The 20,679-nt window shown below is 59.5% G+C and carries 19 protein-coding genes; 18 read left to right on the top strand and 1 reads right to left on the bottom strand.

The features are described from left to right. Positions 1-65: 65 nt before the first annotated feature. The 15 genes from leuC (at position 66) to FRH_RS13700 (ending at position 17,325) form a co-directional block, all read left to right on the top strand. On the top strand, positions 66-1,517 hold the full coding sequence (gene leuC, locus FRH_RS13630; protein WP_281997037.1) for a 3-isopropylmalate dehydratase large subunit: 1,452 nt from the start codon (positions 66-68) through the stop codon (positions 1,515-1,517). A gap of 3 nt (positions 1,518-1,520) precedes the next feature. Next, positions 1,521-2,168 carry a 3-isopropylmalate dehydratase small subunit gene (gene leuD, locus FRH_RS13635; protein ID WP_239286162.1) on the top strand — a complete coding sequence of 216 codons (648 nt, stop codon included), beginning with the start codon at positions 1,521-1,523 and terminating at the stop codon, positions 2,166-2,168. Positions 2,169-2,320: 152 nt separating this feature from the next. Further along, on the top strand, positions 2,321-3,397 hold the full coding sequence (gene leuB, locus FRH_RS13640) for a 3-isopropylmalate dehydrogenase (protein WP_239286160.1): 1,077 nt from the start codon (positions 2,321-2,323) through the stop codon (positions 3,395-3,397). A gap of 142 nt (positions 3,398-3,539) precedes the next feature. Further along, positions 3,540-4,652, top strand: a complete 1,113-nt coding sequence (gene asd / locus FRH_RS13645; protein WP_219863542.1) for an aspartate-semialdehyde dehydrogenase — start codon at positions 3,540-3,542, stop codon at positions 4,650-4,652. A gap of 255 nt (positions 4,653-4,907) precedes the next feature. Further along, on the top strand, positions 4,908-6,944 hold the full coding sequence (locus FRH_RS13650) for a FimV/HubP family polar landmark protein (protein WP_281997038.1): 2,037 nt from the start codon (positions 4,908-4,910) through the stop codon (positions 6,942-6,944). 30 nt (positions 6,945-6,974) lie between these two features. Continuing rightward, on the top strand, positions 6,975-7,913 hold the full coding sequence (gene truA / locus FRH_RS13655) for a tRNA pseudouridine(38-40) synthase TruA (protein ID WP_281997039.1): 939 nt from the start codon (positions 6,975-6,977) through the stop codon (positions 7,911-7,913). Further along, entirely contained in the window at positions 7,910-8,545 is a 636-nt protein-coding gene (locus FRH_RS13660) for a phosphoribosylanthranilate isomerase (protein ID WP_281997040.1), read from the top strand. Before truA ends, FRH_RS13660 begins: the two co-directional genes overlap by 4 nt. A 99-nt stretch (positions 8,546-8,644) precedes the next feature. Next, a complete protein-coding gene (gene trpB / locus FRH_RS13665; RefSeq protein WP_219863551.1) occupies positions 8,645-9,883 on the top strand; it encodes a tryptophan synthase subunit beta in 1,239 nt (412 codons plus the stop codon). An 8-nt stretch (positions 9,884-9,891) separates the two neighbouring features. Further along, positions 9,892-10,695 (top strand): tryptophan synthase subunit alpha, encoded by an 804-nt coding sequence (gene trpA / locus FRH_RS13670; protein ID WP_281997041.1) that lies wholly within the window; start codon positions 9,892-9,894, stop codon positions 10,693-10,695. A 91-nt stretch (positions 10,696-10,786) separates the two neighbouring features. Further along, positions 10,787-11,797, top strand: a complete 1,011-nt coding sequence (gene accD / locus FRH_RS13675) for an acetyl-CoA carboxylase, carboxyltransferase subunit beta (protein ID WP_281997042.1) — start codon at positions 10,787-10,789, stop codon at positions 11,795-11,797. Beyond that, positions 11,790-13,082, top strand: coding sequence for a bifunctional tetrahydrofolate synthase/dihydrofolate synthase (gene folC / locus FRH_RS13680; RefSeq protein WP_281997043.1), 1,293 nt, complete (start codon positions 11,790-11,792; stop codon positions 13,080-13,082). Before accD ends, folC begins: the two co-directional genes overlap by 8 nt. 17 nt (positions 13,083-13,099) lie before the next feature. Then, positions 13,100-13,795 carry an SPOR domain-containing protein gene (locus tag FRH_RS13685; RefSeq protein ID WP_281997044.1) on the top strand — a complete coding sequence of 232 codons (696 nt, stop codon included), beginning with the start codon at positions 13,100-13,102 and terminating at the stop codon, positions 13,793-13,795. 2 nt (positions 13,796-13,797) lie between these two features. Beyond that, positions 13,798-14,388 (top strand): CvpA family protein, encoded by a 591-nt coding sequence (locus FRH_RS13690; RefSeq protein ID WP_139528079.1) that lies wholly within the window; start codon positions 13,798-13,800, stop codon positions 14,386-14,388. Positions 14,389-14,498: 110 nt separating this feature from the next. Beyond that, on the top strand, positions 14,499-16,019 hold the full coding sequence (gene purF, locus FRH_RS13695; RefSeq protein ID WP_139528078.1) for an amidophosphoribosyltransferase: 1,521 nt from the start codon (positions 14,499-14,501) through the stop codon (positions 16,017-16,019). 106 nt (positions 16,020-16,125) lie between these two features. Then, entirely contained in the window at positions 16,126-17,325 is a 1,200-nt protein-coding gene (locus tag FRH_RS13700; protein ID WP_139528077.1) for an O-succinylhomoserine sulfhydrylase, read from the top strand. 79 nt (positions 17,326-17,404) lie between these two features. Here the strand turns inward: FRH_RS13700 and FRH_RS13705 are convergent, their stop codons facing one another. Next, entirely contained in the window at positions 17,405-17,683 is a 279-nt protein-coding gene (locus FRH_RS13705; RefSeq protein ID WP_139528076.1) for a hypothetical protein, read from the bottom strand. Positions 17,684-18,014: 331 nt separating this feature from the next. On the opposite strand from FRH_RS13705, the gene FRH_RS13710 reads away from it, so the two are divergent. From FRH_RS13710 to FRH_RS13720, 3 genes are all read left to right on the top strand, one after another. After that, a complete protein-coding gene (locus FRH_RS13710; RefSeq protein WP_139528075.1) occupies positions 18,015-18,572 on the top strand; it encodes a cytochrome b in 558 nt (185 codons plus the stop codon). Between the two features lie 84 nt (positions 18,573-18,656). Then, on the top strand, positions 18,657-19,241 hold the full coding sequence (locus FRH_RS13715; RefSeq protein ID WP_139528074.1) for a YceI family protein: 585 nt from the start codon (positions 18,657-18,659) through the stop codon (positions 19,239-19,241). Between the two features lie 90 nt (positions 19,242-19,331). Then, positions 19,332-20,678 carry an MATE family efflux transporter gene (locus FRH_RS13720; RefSeq protein ID WP_281997045.1) on the top strand — a complete coding sequence of 449 codons (1,347 nt, stop codon included), beginning with the start codon at positions 19,332-19,334 and terminating at the stop codon, positions 20,676-20,678. The last annotated feature ends 1 nt before the right edge of the window (position 20,679 follow it).

Genomic DNA, 20,679 nt, shown 5'->3' on the forward strand with positions numbered 1-20,679 from the left:
TGCCATAGAAGCAGCACGCAGAAGCTGCCAATACGAACTAGCAGGGCACCGCCCAGGAGAGCCACATGTCAGGCCAAACGCTTTACGACAAACTCTGGAACCAGCATTTGGTGAAGCAGCGCGACGACGGTACGGCGCTGATCTATATCGACCGCCAACTGCTCCACGAAGTCACTTCGCCGCAAGCGTTCGAAGGCCTGCGTTTGGCCAACCGTAAGCCCTGGCGATTGGATGCCAACCTGGCCACGCCGGACCACAACGTGCCCACCACGGTGAAAGAGCGCGCTGAAGGCAACAGCGGTATCAAAGATCCGGTCTCGCTCATTCAGGTGCAAACCCTGGACGATAACTGCGTCGAGTACGGCATCGAAGAGTTCAAGATCAACGACCCGCGCCAGGGTATCGTGCACGTAGTGGGCCCCGAGCAGGGTGCCACGCTGCCGGGCATGACCGTGGTATGCGGTGACTCCCACACCGCCACCCACGGTGCCTTTGGCGCGCTGGCCCACGGTATCGGCACCTCGGAAGTCGAGCACGTCTTGGCGACTCAGTGCCTGCTGGCGCAAAAAATGAAGAACATGCAGGTGCGCGTCGAAGGCGAGCTGGGCCTGGGCGTCACCGCAAAAGACGTGGTGTTGGCGATCATCGGTAAGATCGGCACTGCTGGTGGCACAGGCTACGCTATCGAGTTTGCGGGCAGCGCCATCGAGTCGCTCTCCATGGAAGGCCGCATGACGGTGTGCAACATGGCGATTGAAGCGGGTGCTCGCGTGGGCCTGATCGCCGTGGACGACACCACCATCGACTATCTCGCCAAACGCCCCTTCGCGCCCACCGCCGAGCAGTGGGAAGCCGCCGTGGCCGATTGGCGCAACCTGGTGTCGGATGCAGACGCCCACTTCGATAAAGTGGTGACGCTGAAAGCCGAAGAGATCGAACCGCAGGTGAGCTGGGGCACCAGCCCGGAAATGGTCACCGGAATCTCAGGCCAGGTACCCGATCCGCAAGCCGCTCTGGATGAAACCGTTCAGCGCAGTCACGTACGCGCGTTGGAGTACATGGGCCTGAAGGCGAACCAGAAGATCACCGATATCAAACTGGATAAAGTCTTCATCGGCTCCTGCACTAACTCGCGCATCGAAGACCTGCGCGAAGCCGCCAAAGTGGCGAAGGGCAACAAGGTGGCCGATTCCATCAAGCTGGCCATGGTGGTGCCGGGCTCTGGCTTGGTGAAGCGCCAAGCGGAAGCGGAAGGTCTGGATAAGATCTTCATCGATGCAGGCTTCGAGTGGCGCGAGCCGGGCTGCTCCATGTGCTTGGCCATGAACGCCGATAAGCTGGGCGCGGGCGAGCACTGTGCGTCCACCTCCAACCGTAACTTCGAGGGACGCCAGGGGTACGGCGGTCGTACTCACTTGGTCAGCCCTGCCATGGCAGCGGCTGCCGCCATTGCCGGTCACTTCGTCGACGTACGCACCTTGCCCGCCAACGACGCCACCCACGCGCAGGAGGCCTAAGCCATGAAAAAGTTCGAACGTTTTGAAGGCGTGGTCGCGCCGTTGGATCGCGCTAATGTCGATACCGACCTGATCATTCCCAAGCAGTTTTTGAAGTCCATCAAGCGCACCGGCTTTGGCGTCAACCTGTTTGACGAGCTGCGTTACTTGGATGAAGGCCAGCCGGGCCAGGATTGCTCCAAGCGCCCGCTGAACCCGGATTTCGTTTTGAACCAGCCGCGTTACCAGGGCGCTGAGGTACTGCTTGCGCGGCGTAACTTCGGTTGCGGTAGTTCCCGCGAACACGCCCCTTGGGCGCTGGAAGATTTCGGTTTCAAGGTAGTGATTGCCCCCAGCTTCGCCGACATTTTCTACAACAACGCCTTCAAGAACGGCATTTTGCTGATCACCCTGGCGGAAGAAGAAGTGGATCGCCTGTTTGCTGAAGTGGAGGCCAACGAAGGCTATCAGTTAGATATCGACCTTGAGCATCAGCGGGTGATCACGCCCAGCGGCGAAATTCTGGAGTTTGAGGTAGACGCGTTCCGCAAGCACTGTTTGCTCAACGGCTTGGACGATATCGGCATCACTCTGCAAGACGAAGACGCCATTCGCAGCTTCGAAGAGCAGCACCGCCAGCAGCGCCCGTGGTTGTTCCGCCAGCCAGCCTAGCGTCCACTCACCGAGTAATGGCAAGGGCAAGTCTATGCGAGGGTCTTTTGCCATGGATGGCAAAAGTAGCGCCCAGGGAGGGGTTCACAGCGCCCTCGCAGAGAGTTGCCATGGGCTATGAATATCTAAATTATAAGTGCTAAGGATAGAGCATGACTCATAAAGTGTTACTGCTGCCCGGTGACGGCATCGGCCCGGAAATCGCGGCTCAGGCGGCGCGGTTGTTGAAAGCCTGCCAAGAGGCGGGCTTGGATATCGAGGTAGAAGAGGGCTTGGTGGGCGGTTCCGCTTACGATGTCCACGGCGAGCCGCTGCCCGCTGAAACACTGGAAAAAGCCAAAGCCGCCAGCGCCATTCTGCTGGGTGCGGTGGGTGGCCCCAAGTGGGATAAACTCGAAGACCTTTCCAAACGCCCTGAAAAAGGCCTGCTGGGGCTGCGTAAGAATCTCGGCCTGTTCGGCAACCTTCGCCCGGCCATGCTCTACCCGCAGCTAGCCAGCGCTTCCAGCCTGAAGCCGGAGCTGGTGGCGGGCTTGGATATCATGATCGTGCGGGAACTGACCGGCGGCATATACTTCGGGCAGCCGCGCGGTATCGAAGAGCGCAACGGTGAGCGCGTGGGCTTCAACACCTATGTCTACTCCGAAAGCGAAATCGAGCGCATTGGCCGCGTCGCGTTCGAGATGGCCCAGAAGCGCGGCAAGAAGCTCTGCTCGGTAGATAAAGCCAACGTACTAGAAGTCACCATTCTGTGGCGTGAGGTCATGGAGCGGCTGGCGCCGGAGTATCCGGACGTCGAGCTGTCCCACATGTACGTGGACAACGCTGCCATGCAGCTGGTGCGCGCGCCGAAGCAGTTCGATGTGGTGGTGACCGGCAACATGTTCGGCGACATTCTCTCCGATGCCGCCGCCATGCTGACAGGCTCCATTGGCATGTTGCCATCTGCCTCGCTCAACGAGAGCGGGCAGGGCATGTACGAACCGTGCCATGGCAGCGCGCCGGATATCGCGGGCCAAAACATCGCCAACCCGCTGGCCATGATGCTCTCCGTGGCGATGATGCTGCGTTACTCGCTCAATGAAACGGCGATGGCCGAGCGGATCGAAGCCGCTGTCGGTAGCGTGTTGGACGACGGCTTGCGCACCGCTGATATCGCCTCCGAGGGCATGAAGCGCGTCTCGACGATCGAGATGGGGGACGCCGTACTCGCGGCGTTCGAGCGTTAACAAGCATAAAGCGAGCTTGCTAACTAATTGATTCACCTCGTTGCTTTGTAAACAGACCGCGTCGGCCGCCCTTAGGGGTGGCCGACGTCGTGTCTGATATGTGTGTATAATATAGGTCTCATTCTTTGTTGGAGGACTTCACATGTTGAAAGTCGGTTTCGTGGGATGGCGTGGCATGGTTGGCTCGGTGCTGATGCAGCGCATGCAGGAAGAGGGTGATTTCAACGGCATCGAGCCGATCTTTTTCACCACTTCTCAAGTCGGCCAGCCGGGTCCCGATATCGGCGTGGACGTGCCTCCGCTGAAAGATGCGTTTGCGCTGGACGACTTGAAAGCTCTGGACGTCATCGTGACCTGCCAAGGCGGTGACTACACCAAGAAAGTCTACGGCGACCTGCGTAACGACGGCTGGAAAGGCTACTGGATCGATGCCGCCAGCACCCTGCGGATGGACGATGACGCCACTATCGTTCTCGACCCGGTGAACCGCAACGTCATCGACGACCAGCTTGCCAAAGGTGCGAAAACCTTCGTTGGTGGTAACTGCACCGTGAGCCTGATGCTCATGGGCTTGGGCGGTCTGTTCGAAGCCGATATGGTCGAGTGGATGACCTCCATGACCTATCAGGCGGCGTCAGGCTCCGGTGCCAAGCACATGCGTGAGCTGCTCAACCAGATGGGCCAACTGCGTGACAGCGTTTCCAGCGAGCTGGCCGACCCGGCGAGCGCGATTCTGGACATCGACCGCAAAGTGACCGCTGCCATGCGCGGTGGCGACTTCCCCACCGACAACTTTGCTGCGCCGCTGGCGGGCAGCCTGCTGCCGTGGATCGATACCAAGTTGGATAACGGCCAAAGCCGCGAAGAGTGGAAGGGTAGCGTCGAGACCAACAAGATCCTGGGTCTCGACAATAACCCGATCCCCATCGATGGTCTTTGCGTGCGTATCGGTGCCATGCGCTCCCACAGCCAGGCGTTCACCATCAAGCTGAAGCAGGACGTTCCGCTGGATGAGATCGAAGAGCGCATCGCCAAGCATAACGAGTGGGTCAAGCTCATCCCCAACGAGAAAGACGCCACCATTGCGGGCCTGACGCCTGCGGCGGCGACGGGTACGCTGCAAGTGCCGGTTGGTCGCCTACGCAAGCTGAAAATGGGCGGTGAATACCTCTCTGCCTTCAGTGTGGGTGACCAGCTGCTGTGGGGCGCTGCTGAACCGCTCAAGCGCATGCTGAAAATTTTGCGCGAGCAGTAAGTGTCCGCGCGTGGGCGCTGCACTTGCATCGCTTCAAAGCGCTAGACCACAAGAGGGAAGCTGTTCGCAGCTTCCCTTTTTTTTGTCGTATGCCGCGTTCTCACTCCTGGGCTCATAAAAACGGCTTATGCAAAAAGGTGCGTTGAACCTAGCGTCATGGTAAATACGTTATGATAAGAACGAACTAACATAGCTCGTGGCGAACAGGCATGACGCTTGCCAGGAGCCAGGGAATGGAAGGCAGTAGGGGCCGAGATGAACAAAAAGCTGGCATGGTTGTTATGGCTGCCGCTGAGCGCCGTGAGTCCGTTGGCTTTGGCCGTAGGGCTGGGGCAAGCCACCGTAAGCTCAACGCTGCAGGCGCCGTTAGATGCCAGCGTGCCGCTCGTGAACGCCAGCGATGTGGTATTGGACGACGTACGCGTCGAGATAGCTGATGCTTCTGCTTTCCGCGCGCTAGGTTTGGAGTGGTCCCCGCTCGCGGCCAGCGTGCGCACCGAGCTTCAGCGCCTGCCTTCAGGCGCTCGGCTGGTACTGCGTTCCGATCAAGCGGTGAATGAGCCGTGGTTGGATCTGCTGGTCACCCTCATTACGCCCGAAGGGCGGCGCACGGAAGCCCTGACGCTTCTCTTCGATCCGCCTAATTATACTGCCAGCTCCGCGTCCGCAGCGGGAGCATCGTCGGCGGTCTCATCGGCACCTGCGTCTGCGCCGCCATCCGTAGCCGCTTCTCGACCCAGCAGCGCCGCCCGTGACATCGCCTATGTGGCCAGCGGTGACACGCTTTGGGGCGTGGCGGCCCGTATCAAGCCTGCAGACGTTAGCGTCCAACAGATGATGGTGGCGCTGGTGGATGCGAATCCGACGGCATTCCCCACCGGCAACGTCGACGACATGCGTGCAGGCCAGACACTCAACGTGCCGGGTCGAGAGCAATTGATGGCTCGCTCGCCTGCCCAGGCCGCGCAAGCGATTCAATCGATGCGTCAGTCGTCTTCCGAGCCCTCTACCGTGCCGCCCTCAAACAATGCCCCGGCCTCCCAGCCGTCGGCTGAGACGGCAAGTGAGGTGGCGGCCTCCTCCGCTCCCAACACTGGCTCGGCCGACAGCGCACCTGTGGCGACCGTGCAAGAGGGCGAGCTGGCGGGCTTGACCCTTAACGATCTAGCCGAGCAACTGCTAGAAAGCCAGGCCATGTTGCAAACTCTGCTCGATGAGCGTGAAGCCATGCGTGCTGAGATGGCCGCGCTGCGCCAGGAGGTTGCCTCGTTGACGGAGGCGCTGAGTGCCTCTCAACAAGAGACTCGTCGAGCGCTGGCGGCGGCCGAAGCACGTGGAGCGCAGCCTAGCTCGCCCGATATTCAAGCGGTCTCGTCTCCCGTTGCTGCGGATACGCCCGCGGGCGCTTCTGCCAGCCCCAGCATCATCGAGCGGATGGAGCAATATCAGTGGCCACTCGCCAGCGTGGCCTTGGCCCTGCTGCTTGGTGCCTTGGTGTGGTCGCGTAAGCGCCGTGAGCGGCAGTGGGAGGATGCGCCCGCTCCCATGGGGGTCAACGCCGATGTAACGCCATCCAAGCGTACCGAGCCAGGAGTGGCTTCTTCGGACAACGTGGCCCCGATGGCGTCGTCAGTGCCGCCCGAGGCTTCCCTCTATACGCCGCCGCGCACCGACACCGCCGTGCCGTCGAGCCACGCTGCATCAGCAGTGTCGGAGGAAACGGGCGGGCCTGACGAGCGCGTCGCAACCGATGACGATGGCCCCGGCCATCACCCTGGCGAACGGGCGCCTGACCATTTGGAGCATGGGGATTTTGAGCCTCAGTCTCGTGAGCCGAGCGACCATGAGCCGTTATACCGCGAACCGTCCTACCCTGAGACAAGTGATGACGAGACTATCACTGTCGATGAGCGCGACGAATTACGATATGCGGCTGATCAGTATGATGACGCCCCTCTCTCGGCGGTGTCCGAGGAGGATGAGGCCGCGCTGGAAGCCGCTTTTCTAGACACCCCAGAGCCTATCGATCAGATGTCGTCTGGTGCGACCATGCAAACGTCCATGCAAGAGAGTGGTGAGCCACCGTTACAGGACGAGGATCGTGCGCACTACATCGATTACCATCCGCCATCACTGACCCGCGAGGCATCAGGCGGCGAGGAAGGGGCAGACGACCAAGCAGGCGCGAGGTCGTCGCAAGAGAGCCGCGTGGCGCAGCCACCCCGTGTGCCGGAAGAGGAGTGGGACATCGAAGAGGTGGCATTCGAGCCGCGACGTCGGGATAATAGCTAACCTTCAATACTCTCCAAATGACGTGGCTCGATGACGCTGTTCTACCACTTTGATGAGACACAACCGCTAGCGGGCCGCTTGGCGATGGGCGTCGAGTACGATGGCTCTCGCTTTTGCGGCTTTCAGCGGCTCAAGCACGCGGCCTCCGTTCAGCAGGCCATCGAGGATGCGCTGGCCAAAGTGGCCGGTGCACCGGTGCATATTTACGCCAGTGGGCGTACCGACTCCGGCGTTCATGCCACCCGGCAAGTCATCCACTTCGATCCCCCGGTCCAGCGCACCGAGAAAGCGTGGATTTTTGGCGCCAACACCAATCTACCCAGGGATGTGGCAGTACGCTGGGTGAAGCCGGTATCCGATGACTTCCACTCCCGTCTGGGCGCGCTGGCGCGTCGCTATCGCTATATTTTCTTGAACCAAATCAGTCGCCCCGTGCTAGAGCGCGCCAACGTCACCTGGTGCCGTGACCCGCTGGATGCCGATGCCATGCACCGTGCGGCCCAAGCGTTGGTGGGTGAGCACGACTTCAGCAGCTTTCGCGCCGCCGGGTGCCAATCGAAAACCCCTTGGCGGCAGATGCACTTCGTGGAAGTGAAGCGCTACGGCCCGCTGGTGGTGATCGACATTCAAGGCAATGCCTTTTTGCATCATATGATTCGCAACATTGCCGGAGCCCTGGCAAGCGTGGGCCGCGGCGCCCAAGACGAAGGCCATATTGCGCGCCTACTGGCGCTGAAAAACCGCCGCCAAGGGGATGTCACGGCGCCTGCTTGCGGCCTGCATTTCGTCGACTCCATCTATGACGAGCGTTTCGAGCTGCCCAAAGAGCCGGTCGGGCCGAACCTGTTGGCCTTCACCGGCGAGTGGACCGGCGAGCGGGTGCTGCCCGACAGCCCTCGTGTTGCCGCACGTCGGCGGCTCACGTTCTCCAAACAGGCCCATCCGCAGCATCAGGAGACATCCTCATGACGCCTAGCGTAACGCGCACGCGCATCAAGTTCTGTGGGTTGACGCGCCCGGCGGATATCGACCGGGCGGTGGCGCTTGGCGTCGACGCGCTGGGCTTCGTCATGTGGCCGCAAAGCCGCCGGAGCGTCACGCCAGAAACGCTGGCGACGCTGGCAGCGCAGGTGCCTGCTTTCGTAACGCGGGTCGGACTCTTCGTCGATCAGTCCGCAGAGTTCATCGAGCAGTGCCTGCCGCATTTGGATCTGATCCAGTTCCATGGGGAGGAGTCGGCGGCGTTCTGCGAGCAGTTCGGTCGGCCTTGGATCAAAGCGTTACGCATGCGCGATGGGCTTGATTTACACGACGCCGCGACGATCTATGGCGGTGCCCAAGCGCTGCTGTTGGATGCCTATCGACCCGGTGTGCCAGGTGGAACTGGTGAGACCTTCGATTGGTCTAGAATCCCCGCAACCCTGGCAAAACCTGTTATTCTCGCGGGTGGACTGACCGCCGATAACATTGCCAAGGCGGTCAACGACGTGGCGCCGTATGCGGTCGATGTGTCGGGCGGTATCGAAGCATCTCCCGGCGTGAAAAAGGCCGACTCGATGGCCGCTTTCGTTCGCCATGTGGCGCAGGCTGACATCCGCTAAACGTGCTTGCGCGCACGCACTTTTCGATGCGCTTCCCACCGGTCGTGGGCGAGCCAGACACCATTCATTCATTTGCCTTTTCTGGCGATCTCGTGAGGTATGCCTGTGACTGTGTCAGCAACAGAAACCAAGTTCAGCGACCTGACCCGAATGCCGGATGCCCGCGGTCATTTTGGCCCCTACGGCGGCCGGTTCGTGTCAGAAACCCTTAGCTTTGCTCTTGAAGAACTGGAGCAGATCTACCTCAGCCTGCGCGACGACCCGGATTTTCAAGCCGAATTCGATCGTGACTTAGCTTACTACGTGGGCCGTCCGTCGCCGCTGTATCATGCCAAGCGCTGGTCTGACTCGCTGGGCGGGGCACAGATTTGGTTGAAACGTGAAGACCTCAATCACACCGGTGCTCACAAGGTGAACAACACCATCGGTCAGGCGCTGTTGGCGAAAAAAACCGGCAAGCCTCGGGTGATTGCCGAAACCGGCGCTGGCCAGCACGGCGTGGCGACCGCCACCGTCGCCGCCCGACTCGGGCTGGAGTGTGACGTGTACATGGGGGCAGAAGACGTGCAGCGTCAAAAGCTCAATGTTTACCGCATGCGCTTGCTGGGTGCCCGGGTCATTCCGGTGGAGTCGGGCACGCGGACGCTGAAAGACGCCATGAACGAAGCCCTGCGCGACTGGGTCACCAACGTCGATAACACCTTCTACATCATCGGCACCGTGGCGGGCCCGCACCCATACCCGCAGCTGGTGCGCGACTTCAATGCCGTGGTAGGTCGCGAAGCTCGCCGTCAGTCGCTGGAACAGATTGGCCGTTTGCCGGATGCGCTGATCGCCTGTGTCGGGGGTGGTTCCAACGCGCTGGGGCTGTTCTACCCGTTTGTCGAGGATGACGCCGTAGCGATGTATGGCGTGGAGGCCGGAGGCGATGGGGTCGAGACGGGCCGTCACGCTGCACCGCTATCCTCGAATGCGCCACGCGGCGTGCTGCACGGTAACCGAACCTATCTGATGTCCGACGAGGGCGGGCAGGTGTCGGACACGCACTCCATTTCGGCGGGCCTGGATTATCCCGGCGTTGGCCCCGAGCACTCGCTGTGGAAAGACGTCGGCCGGGTCAACTACGTGGCTGCGAACGACAAAGAAGTGCTGGAAGCGTTCCGCGAGCTGACCCACATGGAGGGCATCATGCCCGCGCTGGAATCGGCCCATGCGTTGGCCCATGCCAAGGTGCTGGCGCCCACCATGCGCCCAGACCAGCATATCGTGGTGAATCTCTCGGGTCGCGGTGATAAAGACATCATGACCGTGGCGAAAATCGACGGCATCGAGTTTTAAGGGCGAGCATGAATCGTATTGACCAGCGTTTTGCAGAGCTGAAACAGCAGGGCCGTAAAGCCCTCATTCCCTACATCACCGCAGGCGACCCTGCACCGCAATACACCGTGGGCTTCATGCATGCCCTGGTGGAAGCAGGGGCCGATGTGATCGAGCTGGGCGTGCCGTTTTCCGACCCCATGGCCGATGGGCCAGTGATTCAGAAAGCCTGCGAGCGGGCACTCAAAAAGGGCACTCGCTTGGTGGACCTGCTGGAGATGGTGGCCGAGTTTCGTCAAACCGATACCACGACCCCCATCGTCTTGATGGGGTATCTGAATCCCATCGAGCGCATCGGTTATGACGTGTTTGCTGACAAAGCGGCAAGCGTCGGTGTGGATGGCGTCCTGGTGGTGGATATGCCGCCCGAAGAGGCCGACGAGTTCGGCCCGCTGTTGAAAGCACGTGACTTGGCGGCGATTTTCTTGGTTGCGCCTACCACTTCCCATGCCCGTGCCGCTACAATATGCGCCCACGGTGAGGGCTACCTTTATTATGTTTCGCTGAAAGGCGTCACCGGTGCGGCTACGTTGAACGCTGAAGACGTGGCCGAGCACCTTGCACCATTGCGCGATATGACCGATCTACCGCTTTGCGTCGGGTTTGGTATTCGCGATGGTGTGACGGCTGCCGAAGTGGCAAAAGTCGCCGACGGCGTCATCGTAGGCAGTGCATTGGTGAACCGTATTGCCGATAGCGTCGATGCGCCTGAAACGATTGCCGGGCAATTGAAAAGCGTGCTAGCAGACATGCGCACCGCCATGGACGCCTAAGCGCGTTCCTCATCGTCTACACTGAATCGATTGACGACACTCATCAGGCTTGGCGTGGCCAAGCCTTGACGTACACGGAAGCCTTTTTGATATGAGCTGGTTAGACAAGATCGTGCCCTCCATGGGGCGTATCCAGCGTAAAGACCGTCGTGCCAGCGTGCCCGACGGCCTCTGGCGTAAATGTCCCAAGTGTGAAGCGGTTCTCTACCTACCTGAGCTAGAGAAGCATCACAGCGTCTGCCCCAAGTGTGAGCACCACCTACGCTTGACGGCACGCAAACGCTTGGACTGGTTCCTGGATAAACAGGGGCGCGAAGAGATCGCGGCAGAGATCGAGCCGAACGACCGCCTGAAATTCCGCGATTCCAAGAAGTACAAAGACCGTCTGACCGCTGCGCAAAAAGAGACCGGCGAGAAAGATGCGCTGGTCGCGATGCGCGGCGAGCTGGAAGGTTTGCCGATCGTAGCCGTGGCATTCGAGTTCACTTTCATGGGCGGCTCCATGGGTGCCGTGGTGGGCGAGAAATTCGTTCGCGCGGCGACCATCGCCCTCGAAGAGGGCATTCCACTGGTCTGCTTTGCCGCATCGGGCGGTGCACGAATGCAAGAAGCGCTGTTCTCGCTGATGCAGATGGCAAAAACGTCGGCAGCCCTCGAGAAGCTCAAGCAGGCGGGCGTTCCCTATATTTCGGTGTTGACCGATCCTGTATTTGGCGGCGTATCGGCCTCTTTGGCGATGCTGGGCGACTTGAACATCGCCGAGCCGAATGCGCTGATCGGTTTTGCGGGCCCCCGAGTGATCGAACAGACCGTACGAGAGACGTTGCCGGAAGGCTTCCAGCGCAGCGAATTCTTGCTGGAGCACGGTACGGTCGACATGATCGTTCACCGCCACGACATGCGCGCACGGGTAGGCGGCGTGCTGCGTAAGCTCACGCATCAAAGCGCTCGCCCGGTAAACGATGAATCGTCAGACGCCGAGGTGGTAGAGCCGGTCGTGAATGAAGAGCAGTTGGCCGATGCCGCTGAAGCACCTGCAAAAAGCACGGGTAATGCAGAGGCGCGTCCTGCACCGAGCGATGACGCGTCACGCAATGCCTAATACGTTAGCGGAGTGGCTTGATTACCTGGAATCCCTGCATCCCGTCGGGATCGATATGGGGCTTGAGCGGGTGTCGCTGGTCGCCGAACGTATGGGGCTGTTGGATCGCCCCATCGCCAAGCGAACCATCACCGTGGCAGGCACCAACGGCAAGGGGTCGACGCTGGCCATGATTGATGCGCTGGCACGTGGCCACGGCTTGCGTACGGGGACTTATACCTCTCCCCATCTATTACGTTACAACGAGCGCGTGACCGTCGACGGTCGTGAAGCCAGCGATAAACGCTTGGTCGAGGGTTTTCAGCAGGTTGAAGCCGCGCGTCTTCAAGCGCCTGCCGTCAGCCTGACCTATTTCGAAGCTGGCACGCTTTGCGCGCTATGGTGTTTAGCCCAGGCCGATTTGGACTTGGCCGTGCTGGAAGTTGGCTTGGGTGGACGTTTGGATGCGGTGAACATCATCGATGCAGACGTGGCAATCGTTACGACCATTGCGCTGGATCACGCCAACTTTCTCGGCACGGATATCGAGCAAATTGGCCGCGAAAAGGCCGGGATCTTTCGGCCGCTCAAACCCGCAGTGCTGGGTAGTCAGTCTCTGCCCGCAAGCGTGCTCGACTCGGCGATTGCCATCGCTGCTCAAAGCTACGTATTAGGGGCGGCGTTTAGCCATAGCGCAGGTGACGTTGCTGGGGCGCCCTGGTGTTGGCACGGTTTGGCCACCGATGGTGGGACGCTTTCGTTGGACGGTCTGCCGGATCCTGGGCTTCCGATCGACAATGCAGCCACGGCACTGCAGGCGTTGACACTGGCGGGGGTCACGCTGCACGTCGATACCGTACGCAAAGCGCTCCGGACGGTCACGTTGTCTGGGCGGATGCAGTGGGTAGGGCAGTGGTGTTTGGATGTGGGCCATAATCCTCACGCCGCTCAGTACGTTGCTCGCCGCTTACCGTCACCCCCTAAGCGCGGCCGCCAGTGGGCCCTGATTGGCATGCTGAACGATAAGGATGCCGACGGGGTCATCCAAGCGCTGTTACCCCGAGTGACCGATTGGGTGTGTGTGACTCTTGCCGGGGAGCGTGGCCGCACGGCGGCGGAGTTAGCCGAACGTATTACGTCGCTGGGCGGACACGTGTATGATTGCGCCGACTCCCCCGCGGCGGGAGCTGCCAAGCTTGCCAAGCAGCTCGCCCCAGAAGACCGCGTGCTAGCCACTGGCTCTTTCTTCACGGTGGCTGAGTTATTGGCCATGCCGCTGCCGCAAGCCATGCTGTCAGCGCGTTAAGCTCGATGGAGAGGGATATGAAATACGGTAAAACGGAACGCATTAGTGGCATCGTGATACTGCTGGCGCTACTGGCGATTGTCGTCCCTTGGTTGATGAGTGACCCTGCCCCTCGGGAAGAGCGCCCTCAGCCGACCTTCGTCATCGAGCAGCCCGTGGACGTCGCTCGCCAAGAGGTACCCGCACCACAAATGCCCGAATCCATCGCGACGCCCGCTCCCTCCGAACCCGTTGAAACGGATGAAGCGCTCGAAGAGCCCATTGACGAGATGCCTCGTGCACCGCAAACCGATCAAGTCGTTCGCGCCGAAGCCTCGTCGACGAATCCGGGGACGTCCGAACCGGCGTCCTCTTCATCAGCGCCAGAACCAGCCTCTCCACCGCAAGAGGATCCCATCGCCGCTTTGGTGGCTGCCAACGAGAGCCGAAATAGCAGCAACGGTAACACCCGTAGCGCTTCTTCGGGCCCGGCTGCCCAGCAGCAGGGTGAGTGGGCCGTTCAGGTGGGTAGTTTTGGTGATACCGCGAACGCGCAACGTATTAGTGATCAGCTCAGTGGGGAAGGCTTTCGTGTCTTTCAGCGCGCGCGTGACAATAACCTGACCACGGTTCTCGTTGGTCCTTACGCCACCTCCGAAGATGGTGAAGAAGCCATGGCGCTCATCAAGCAGCGAATCAATGTTCAAGGTCTGCTCGTGCGAGTAAGAGATTGACCATGGCTTTGACTTGGATCGATGCTCTGTTTCTAGCGGTTCTTGCGCTATCCATGCTGGCGGGGTTCGTGCGTGGTTTCGTACGTGAATCGTTGGGCTTGGCGGCCTGGGTAGTGGCGCTGATGGTGGCGCGCGTGCTGGCTGAGCCGGTGGCCGAGCTAATGAGTGGCTTTATCGATAGTTTCGATGCCCGTTTAGTATTGGCGTTCGTGCTGGTGATTTTTGCCGTCATCCTATTATGTGGCATCGTCATCCGCGTGGTGCACGCGGCCGTCGAGTGGGTAGGCATGGGCCTACTGAATCGTTTTGCAGGGGCCGCGTTCGGTGTCGCCCGAGGGGCAGTGATTCTGCTGGTGGCCACCGTGTTGATCACGTTGACGCCCTTGGCAGAGTTACAGGCGTGGCAGCAGGCCTCGTTGAGGCCCACGTTCGTCGAGCTGCGCGATTGGGCGGTCAGTCAGCTCGACCAGTGGGAGCGCGAACTGCCCACGCCTCCCGAGTCGCTGCGCGATATTTCGCTACCCGAGCTGCGTCGCCCGCAGCCAACGCTCCCGTCAACCGGATCGGCGGACGAAGACTCGGGCGCGCTATAAAGGGTGTTTGAATTCTCTTCACTGGCGCCCTGGGCGGTGCCAGTGTTTATCCGTTAGATGAACGTCGGGCTTGCGTCCGTAAGCCATGGTATCAAAGCGAGGTAACAGGAATGTGCGGTATAGTGGGCCTTCTGGCCAAGCAGGCGGTAAATCAGGGAATCTACGATGCCCTGACCGTACTTCAGCATCGGGGCCAGGACGCTGCCGGCATGATGACTTGGAGCGAGGGACGCTTCTTACTGCGCAAGAGTAACGGCTTAGTTCGTGACGTTTTCCATACCCGCCACATGGCACGCCTGAAGGGTAATCTGGGCATTGGGCACGTCCGTTATCCCACGGCTGGCTCTTCTAGCGAGGCCGAATCGCAGCCTTTCTACGTTAACTCCCCCTACGGTATCGCGCTTGCGCACAACGGTAACCTGACCAACTCCGAGCAGTTGAAGCAGGAGCTGTTTTCGACCGATCTTCGCCACATCAACACCAGCTCCGACTCCGAGGTGCTGCTGAACGTGTTTGCCCATGAGCTGGGCAAACAGGGCCTGCATCTTGAAGCAGAAGACATTTTCGATGCCGTTCGTAGAGTGCACCGGCGCTGCAAAGGCGGCTACGCGGCGGTCGCGATCATCAATGGCTTTGGCATGGTGGCGTTTCGCGACCCCCACGGCATCCGTCCGGTCGTCTTCGGTACCCGTCAAAATGCCGATGGCCAGGAGGTGATGATTGCCTCTGAATCCGTGGCGTTGGACGTTGGCGGCTTCGAGCTCGAGCGCGATCTGGCTCCTGGTGAGGCGATTTTCGTCGATATGCAAGGCCAGGTGCACACTCAGGTTTGCGCGGATCGCCCTCAGCTTCGCTCGTGCATTTTCGAACACGTCTACCTCGCGCGCCCCGACTCGATTCTGGACGGCGCCTACGTGTATGGCACACGCATGCAGATGGGGCGCAAGCTGGGCGACCGCATTCTGAACGAATGGCCGGACCACGATATCGACGTGGTCATCCCGATTCCCGATACCTCGCGGACCTCGGCACTCGAAATGGCGCAGCATCTCGGCGTGACCTACCGCGAAGGTTTCATGAAAAACCGCTATATTGGCCGTACCTTCATCATGCCGGGGCAGACCCAGCGCAAGAAGTCGGTGCGCCAAAAATTGAACGCGATCGATGTAGAGTTCAAAGGCAAGAACGTACTGCTGGTTGACGACTCCATCGTTCGGGGCACCACCTGTAAACAGATCATTCAGATGGCTCGCGATGCCGGGGCCCGCAAGGTCTACTTTGCCTCGGCAGCGCCGCCCGTGCGCTACCCCAACGTCTATGGGATCGATATGCCGGCGGCCACCGAGCTCATCGCCCACGGGCGTACCGAGGACGAAGTCGGCCAGTTGATTGGTGCGGACCGCATTTTCTATCAAGATCTGGAAGATTTGAAAGACGCCTGCCGTGAAGTGAATCCTGATATGGAAGCCTTCGACTGCTCGGTGTTCGATGGTAACTACGTGACCGGCGACATCGACGATGCCTATCTGGCCGTTTTGGAGGCGAGCCGGAATGATGCGGCGAAAGATCAGAGCGCGGGTGACCACGCGCTGGTCGATATGCATAATCAAGACGATGATCTGGACGATTGAGCGTGATGCTCTGCGGTGACGAGGTCATCGTAGGCATTCGGTTTGGTTGATGTGCACACGATGTGTGCAGCGTTACGATACAGCGGTTGGAATAAGGGGCTCTGCCATGCACGACGATAGCCACCAAGATGAGTGGTCGCTCGAAACGCTCGCTATTCGCGCGGGGCATCACCGTACGTTCGAGCAAGAACACGCTGAGCCGATATTCCCGACGTCGAGCTTCGTGTATGAGAGCGCGGCCGAGGCAGCACGCAAGTTTGGTGGCAAAGAGCCCGGTAATGTGTATTCGCGCTTCACCAATCCGACCGTTCACACCTTCGAGCGCCGGTTAGCGGCGCTCGAGGGCGGCGAGCGCTGTGTGGCCACCAGCTCGGGAATGTCGGCGATTCTCTCGACGGCGTTGGCGCTGCTATCGGCGGGGGATGAAATCGTTGCATCCCGCTCGCTGTTTGGCTCAACGGTCAGTCTGTTCGATAAATATTTGGGCAAGTTCGGTATCACCACCCGCTATGTCGAGCTGTCCAATTTGGCCGCTTGGGAAGCGGCGATCAGCCCCGCGACCAAGCTGATGTTTGCCGAAACGCCCTCCAATCCACTTTCCGAAGTGGCCGATATTCCGGCCCTGGCAGCGCTTGCCAAGCGCAGCGGTGCGCTGTTGGCGATCGATAACTGCTTTTTGACGCCCGCGTTGCAAAAGCCCATCGCGCTAGGCGCCGATTTGGTCATTCACTCCGCGACCAAGTACTTGGACGGACAAGGCCGCGCAGTCGGTGGTGCGGTCGTGGGGAAGCATGACGTATTGGAAGAGGTCTTTGGCGTCGTGCGCACCTGCGGGCCGTGCATGAGCCCGTTCAACGCGTGGATATTCACAAAGGGATTGGAAACACTCTCGCTGCGCATGAAGGCACACTGCGACAATGCCCTGACGCTGGCGCGTTGGCTCGACCAGCACCCGGCGGTGAATCGCGTTTATTACAGCGGTTTGGAAGCCCACCCGCAGCATGCGCTGGCGAAACAGCAGCAGCAAGGTTTTGGTGCAGTGCTCGGCTTTGAAGTGAAGGGAGGGCAAGAGGGGGCGTGGCAGGTCATCGATGCCACGCGTATGCTCTCCATCACAGGTAATCTGGGGGATGTGAAAACCACTATCACTCACCCAGCGACCACGACCCATGGCCGTCTCTCCGAGGCACAAAAAGAGGCCGCTGGCATCGCGCCTGGGCTGATTCGTGTCGCGGTGGGGCTCGAAAGCCAAGAGGACATACAGCGCGATTTGGCGCGTGGCTTGGATGCGCTATTAGCTCGCTAAGTCCATTACCTCGGAAGCTCACAAAAAAACCCACCGTAAGGTGGGTTTTTTGTTGCTCTAACGATCGTTGCGCGCAGGCTTATGAGGCATTGCGGTGCGGCAAGTCAGATTGCGCGATTTGGCTGTCGCGGTCGTTAGAGGCATGCGCTTCCGAGCTGGGCTCAGCCACGCGATTCTTGGCAGCGTCACCGTTCACGAGCGTCAAGTCTGCAGGCGTCATGTTAACGCTCTCGACACTGTAATTAGCCGAAGAGCTGGCGTGGACGATTTCGTTAAGCTCTGCGGAGCCTTGCTCGGCGAACGCGGCGGTGGACGACAATGCAACGGCGATGGCGGAAATAAGGGTCAATTTTTTCATCTGTCATACTCTCTATGGATAATAAAGTCGTTTTGGTCGCTGTGACGTTGTGCGTCAGGACGTGCACTAATAATAAGCGCACTAAACAAATAGTAAAATTGATTAAAATTGCAGGATTTGTTCGAATTTTTAAACTTTCGTCTAACGTGTTCGGTTGGGGTATGTCGCTGGCTGCGCATGACTAGAGGGCGAGATCCTTAGCGGCGTAAGCAATGGTTTTTACGAACGAAGTATTCTGCTTTTTTCAGCAGAGTTTTTAGCGGTGAAACGGTATGCTCTTAACACATAAGATAAGAGCGACATGCGAGCAGTTTTACACGGGGAATCAAGGATGTTGCGGAACACGCGCAGCGGTTGGGGTGTCATTAGTATTCTTTTTCACTGGTTGAGCGCCCTGGCGATCGTAGGGTTGTTCATTTTAGGGTGGTGGATGACGGGATTGGGTTACTACGATCCCTGGTATAACCAAGCTCCCTGGATTCATCGTTCGATAGGTATTTTGCTACTTCTGGCTACCGCTGGACGGCTGGTATGGCGCTGTATACAGCCGACCCCTGCAGCAGAAGGGAATCGCCTCGAGCGAATGGCTGCGCACCTTGGCCATATAGCGCTCTACGTGCTGTTATTACTGGTGTTGACTAGCGGCTATTTGATTTCCACCGCTAACGGCCGTGGAATCAGTGTGTTTGGTTGGTTTGAAGTACCTGCGGTGCTGTATGACTTGCCCAACCAAGCAAGTCTGGCGGGAGACGTACATTGGTACAGCGCGCTGGCATTAATGGTGTTGGCTGGCGGCCACGCCCTGATAGCGTTGATACATCACTACCGCTATCGCCATGCAACGCTAAAACGAATGATGAGCCCGCGCTACAGCAAGACGAATTTGTGATGGGATGACCATTTTTTGAACGCTGTTGGAGTTCTCGAACGTGGCTCCGATAGCGCCCATAAGGAAAGAGAGGAGATGGACGTTATGATGAAGAAAAGCGTAATGGCAGCAGCGGTAGCGGCAGCAGCACTGGTTCCACTGAGCCAAGTGCAGGCCGCCGATTATCAAATTGACACCGAAGGCCAGCACGCCTTTGTACAATTTAAAATCAACCACCTGGGTTTCTCCTACATTCTGGGTAGTTTTGAAGAGTTCGATGGTCAGTTCTCCTACGACGCCGACGATCTAGCATCCTCCTCCGTCGAGATGGAAGTGCAGGTAAACAGCCTGAACAGTAACCATGCCGAACGCGACCGCCATATTCTGAGCGGTGACTTCCTCAACGCCAGCGAATACCCCACGGCGACCTTCACATCGACCGGCTTCGAACCCACCGGTGACAACGAGGGTGTCGTCACCGGTGAGCTGACACTGCACGGCGAGACGCAAGAGATCGAAATGCCGGTCACGCTGATGGGAGAAGGTGAAGACCCCTGGGGTAACTACCGCGCAGGCTTCGAGGGTAGCACCATGCTGACCCTGGGCGATTTCGGCATCGACATGAGCGATTTCCCGGAAGCCATGCATGACGTCGAACTTTATGTAACGTTCGAAGGTATTCGCCAGTAAGCGATACCGTTCAAGAACGCTGCCACCCTTGCGGGTGGTGGCGTTTTTTGCGTTTAGCCTTTCCATTTTCTGACATTTAGGAGTCCGTTTTTGGCAGCAGTGATGCAACAACGCGAGTTGGCGATAACCCTATGGCGGCAGACCTGGCCAATGGCCATTGGGGTGCTGGCGCTATTGGGTTTTCAGCTTGTGGACAGTGCGTTCATCGCACGCCTGGGCACTGCGCCGCTGGCGGCGCAATCGTTTACCTTTCCGCTTTCGTTTCTGATCATCGGTATTCAGGTGGGCATGGGCATTGCCATTGCCGCGCTGATCTCTAGAGCATTGGGTGCTGAGCAACAGGCGAGAGCCAAGCGGCTCTCCTGCCTAGTGCTGATGGCTGGAGGGGGCGTGATTGCGCTACTTGCTCTGATACTGTGGTGGCTGGAAGTGCCGCTGTTTCGAATGCTGGGGGCAGATGACACGGCATTGGTCTACATTCGGGCCTACTGGGGACCTCAGCTTTTGGCGGCTTGGTTAGGAGCCGTGCTTTACTTCATGTACAGCGTCTTTCGCGCCCATGGCGATACCCGAATGCCTGGGAAAATGATGGTCATCAGTAGTCTCATCAATCTAGCACTGGACCCACTGTTCATTTTTGGGGTGGGCCGTTGGGAAGGCTGGGGACTACCAGGAGCAGCGTGGGCGACCGCCGTGGCGTTTTCGGTTGGGCTGCTGCTGACGGGACGCAAATTGCATCGACGCCAGTGGGCCACGACCGACGCCATTGGCACGGAGGCGGCACACTCCTGGCGGCCTTTCATTGGCATTGCGGCACCGGCCATGGTCAGCCAGTTGATGCCACCTTTGGCCGCCATGCTGGCCATTGCCGCGGTAGCGGGCCTAGGGGATACCCAAGTGGCGGCATGGGGGCTGGCGAGCCGTCTGGAAACGCTGTCGCTGATGGTCATACTGGCCATGACGATGTCGCTGCCTCCTTGGTTGGGGCGCTGCTACGGTGCAGGCGACTGGGGGCAAATCCAGCGGCTGCTGCGTTTGGCGTTGAAAGTGGCCGTAGTGTGGCAATTGAGCCTGGGCACACTGCTCGCGCTGGCATCGCCATGGGTAGCGATGGCCCTAGCGGGAACGCCCGAGGTACAAAACGAACTGGCGCTACTGATTCGTTTTCTTCTGCCCAGCTACGCGGCACTGGGAGTGTGCATGCTGGTGGTGTCGGCGGGTAACGCGCTGGGTTGGCCGCTACGGGCCATGCTGCTGTCGAGCGCGCGGCTGTTCATCTGCTACTTGCCCTGTTTATGGTTGGGGGCACAGCTATTTGGCTGGACGGGCCTAGCCGCGGGGGCAGCCATCGGCAATTTGCTGGCTGGATTGACGGCATGGGTGGTGTTGAAACGTATTCTCTCCCGCCCGCACCGGCAGGCGGGAGCCTCGCAATGAA

Source organism: Halomonas sp. A020, assembly GCF_027943625.1.
In the GTDB taxonomy this organism is placed as follows: domain Bacteria; phylum Pseudomonadota; class Gammaproteobacteria; order Pseudomonadales; family Halomonadaceae; genus Vreelandella; species Vreelandella piezotolerans.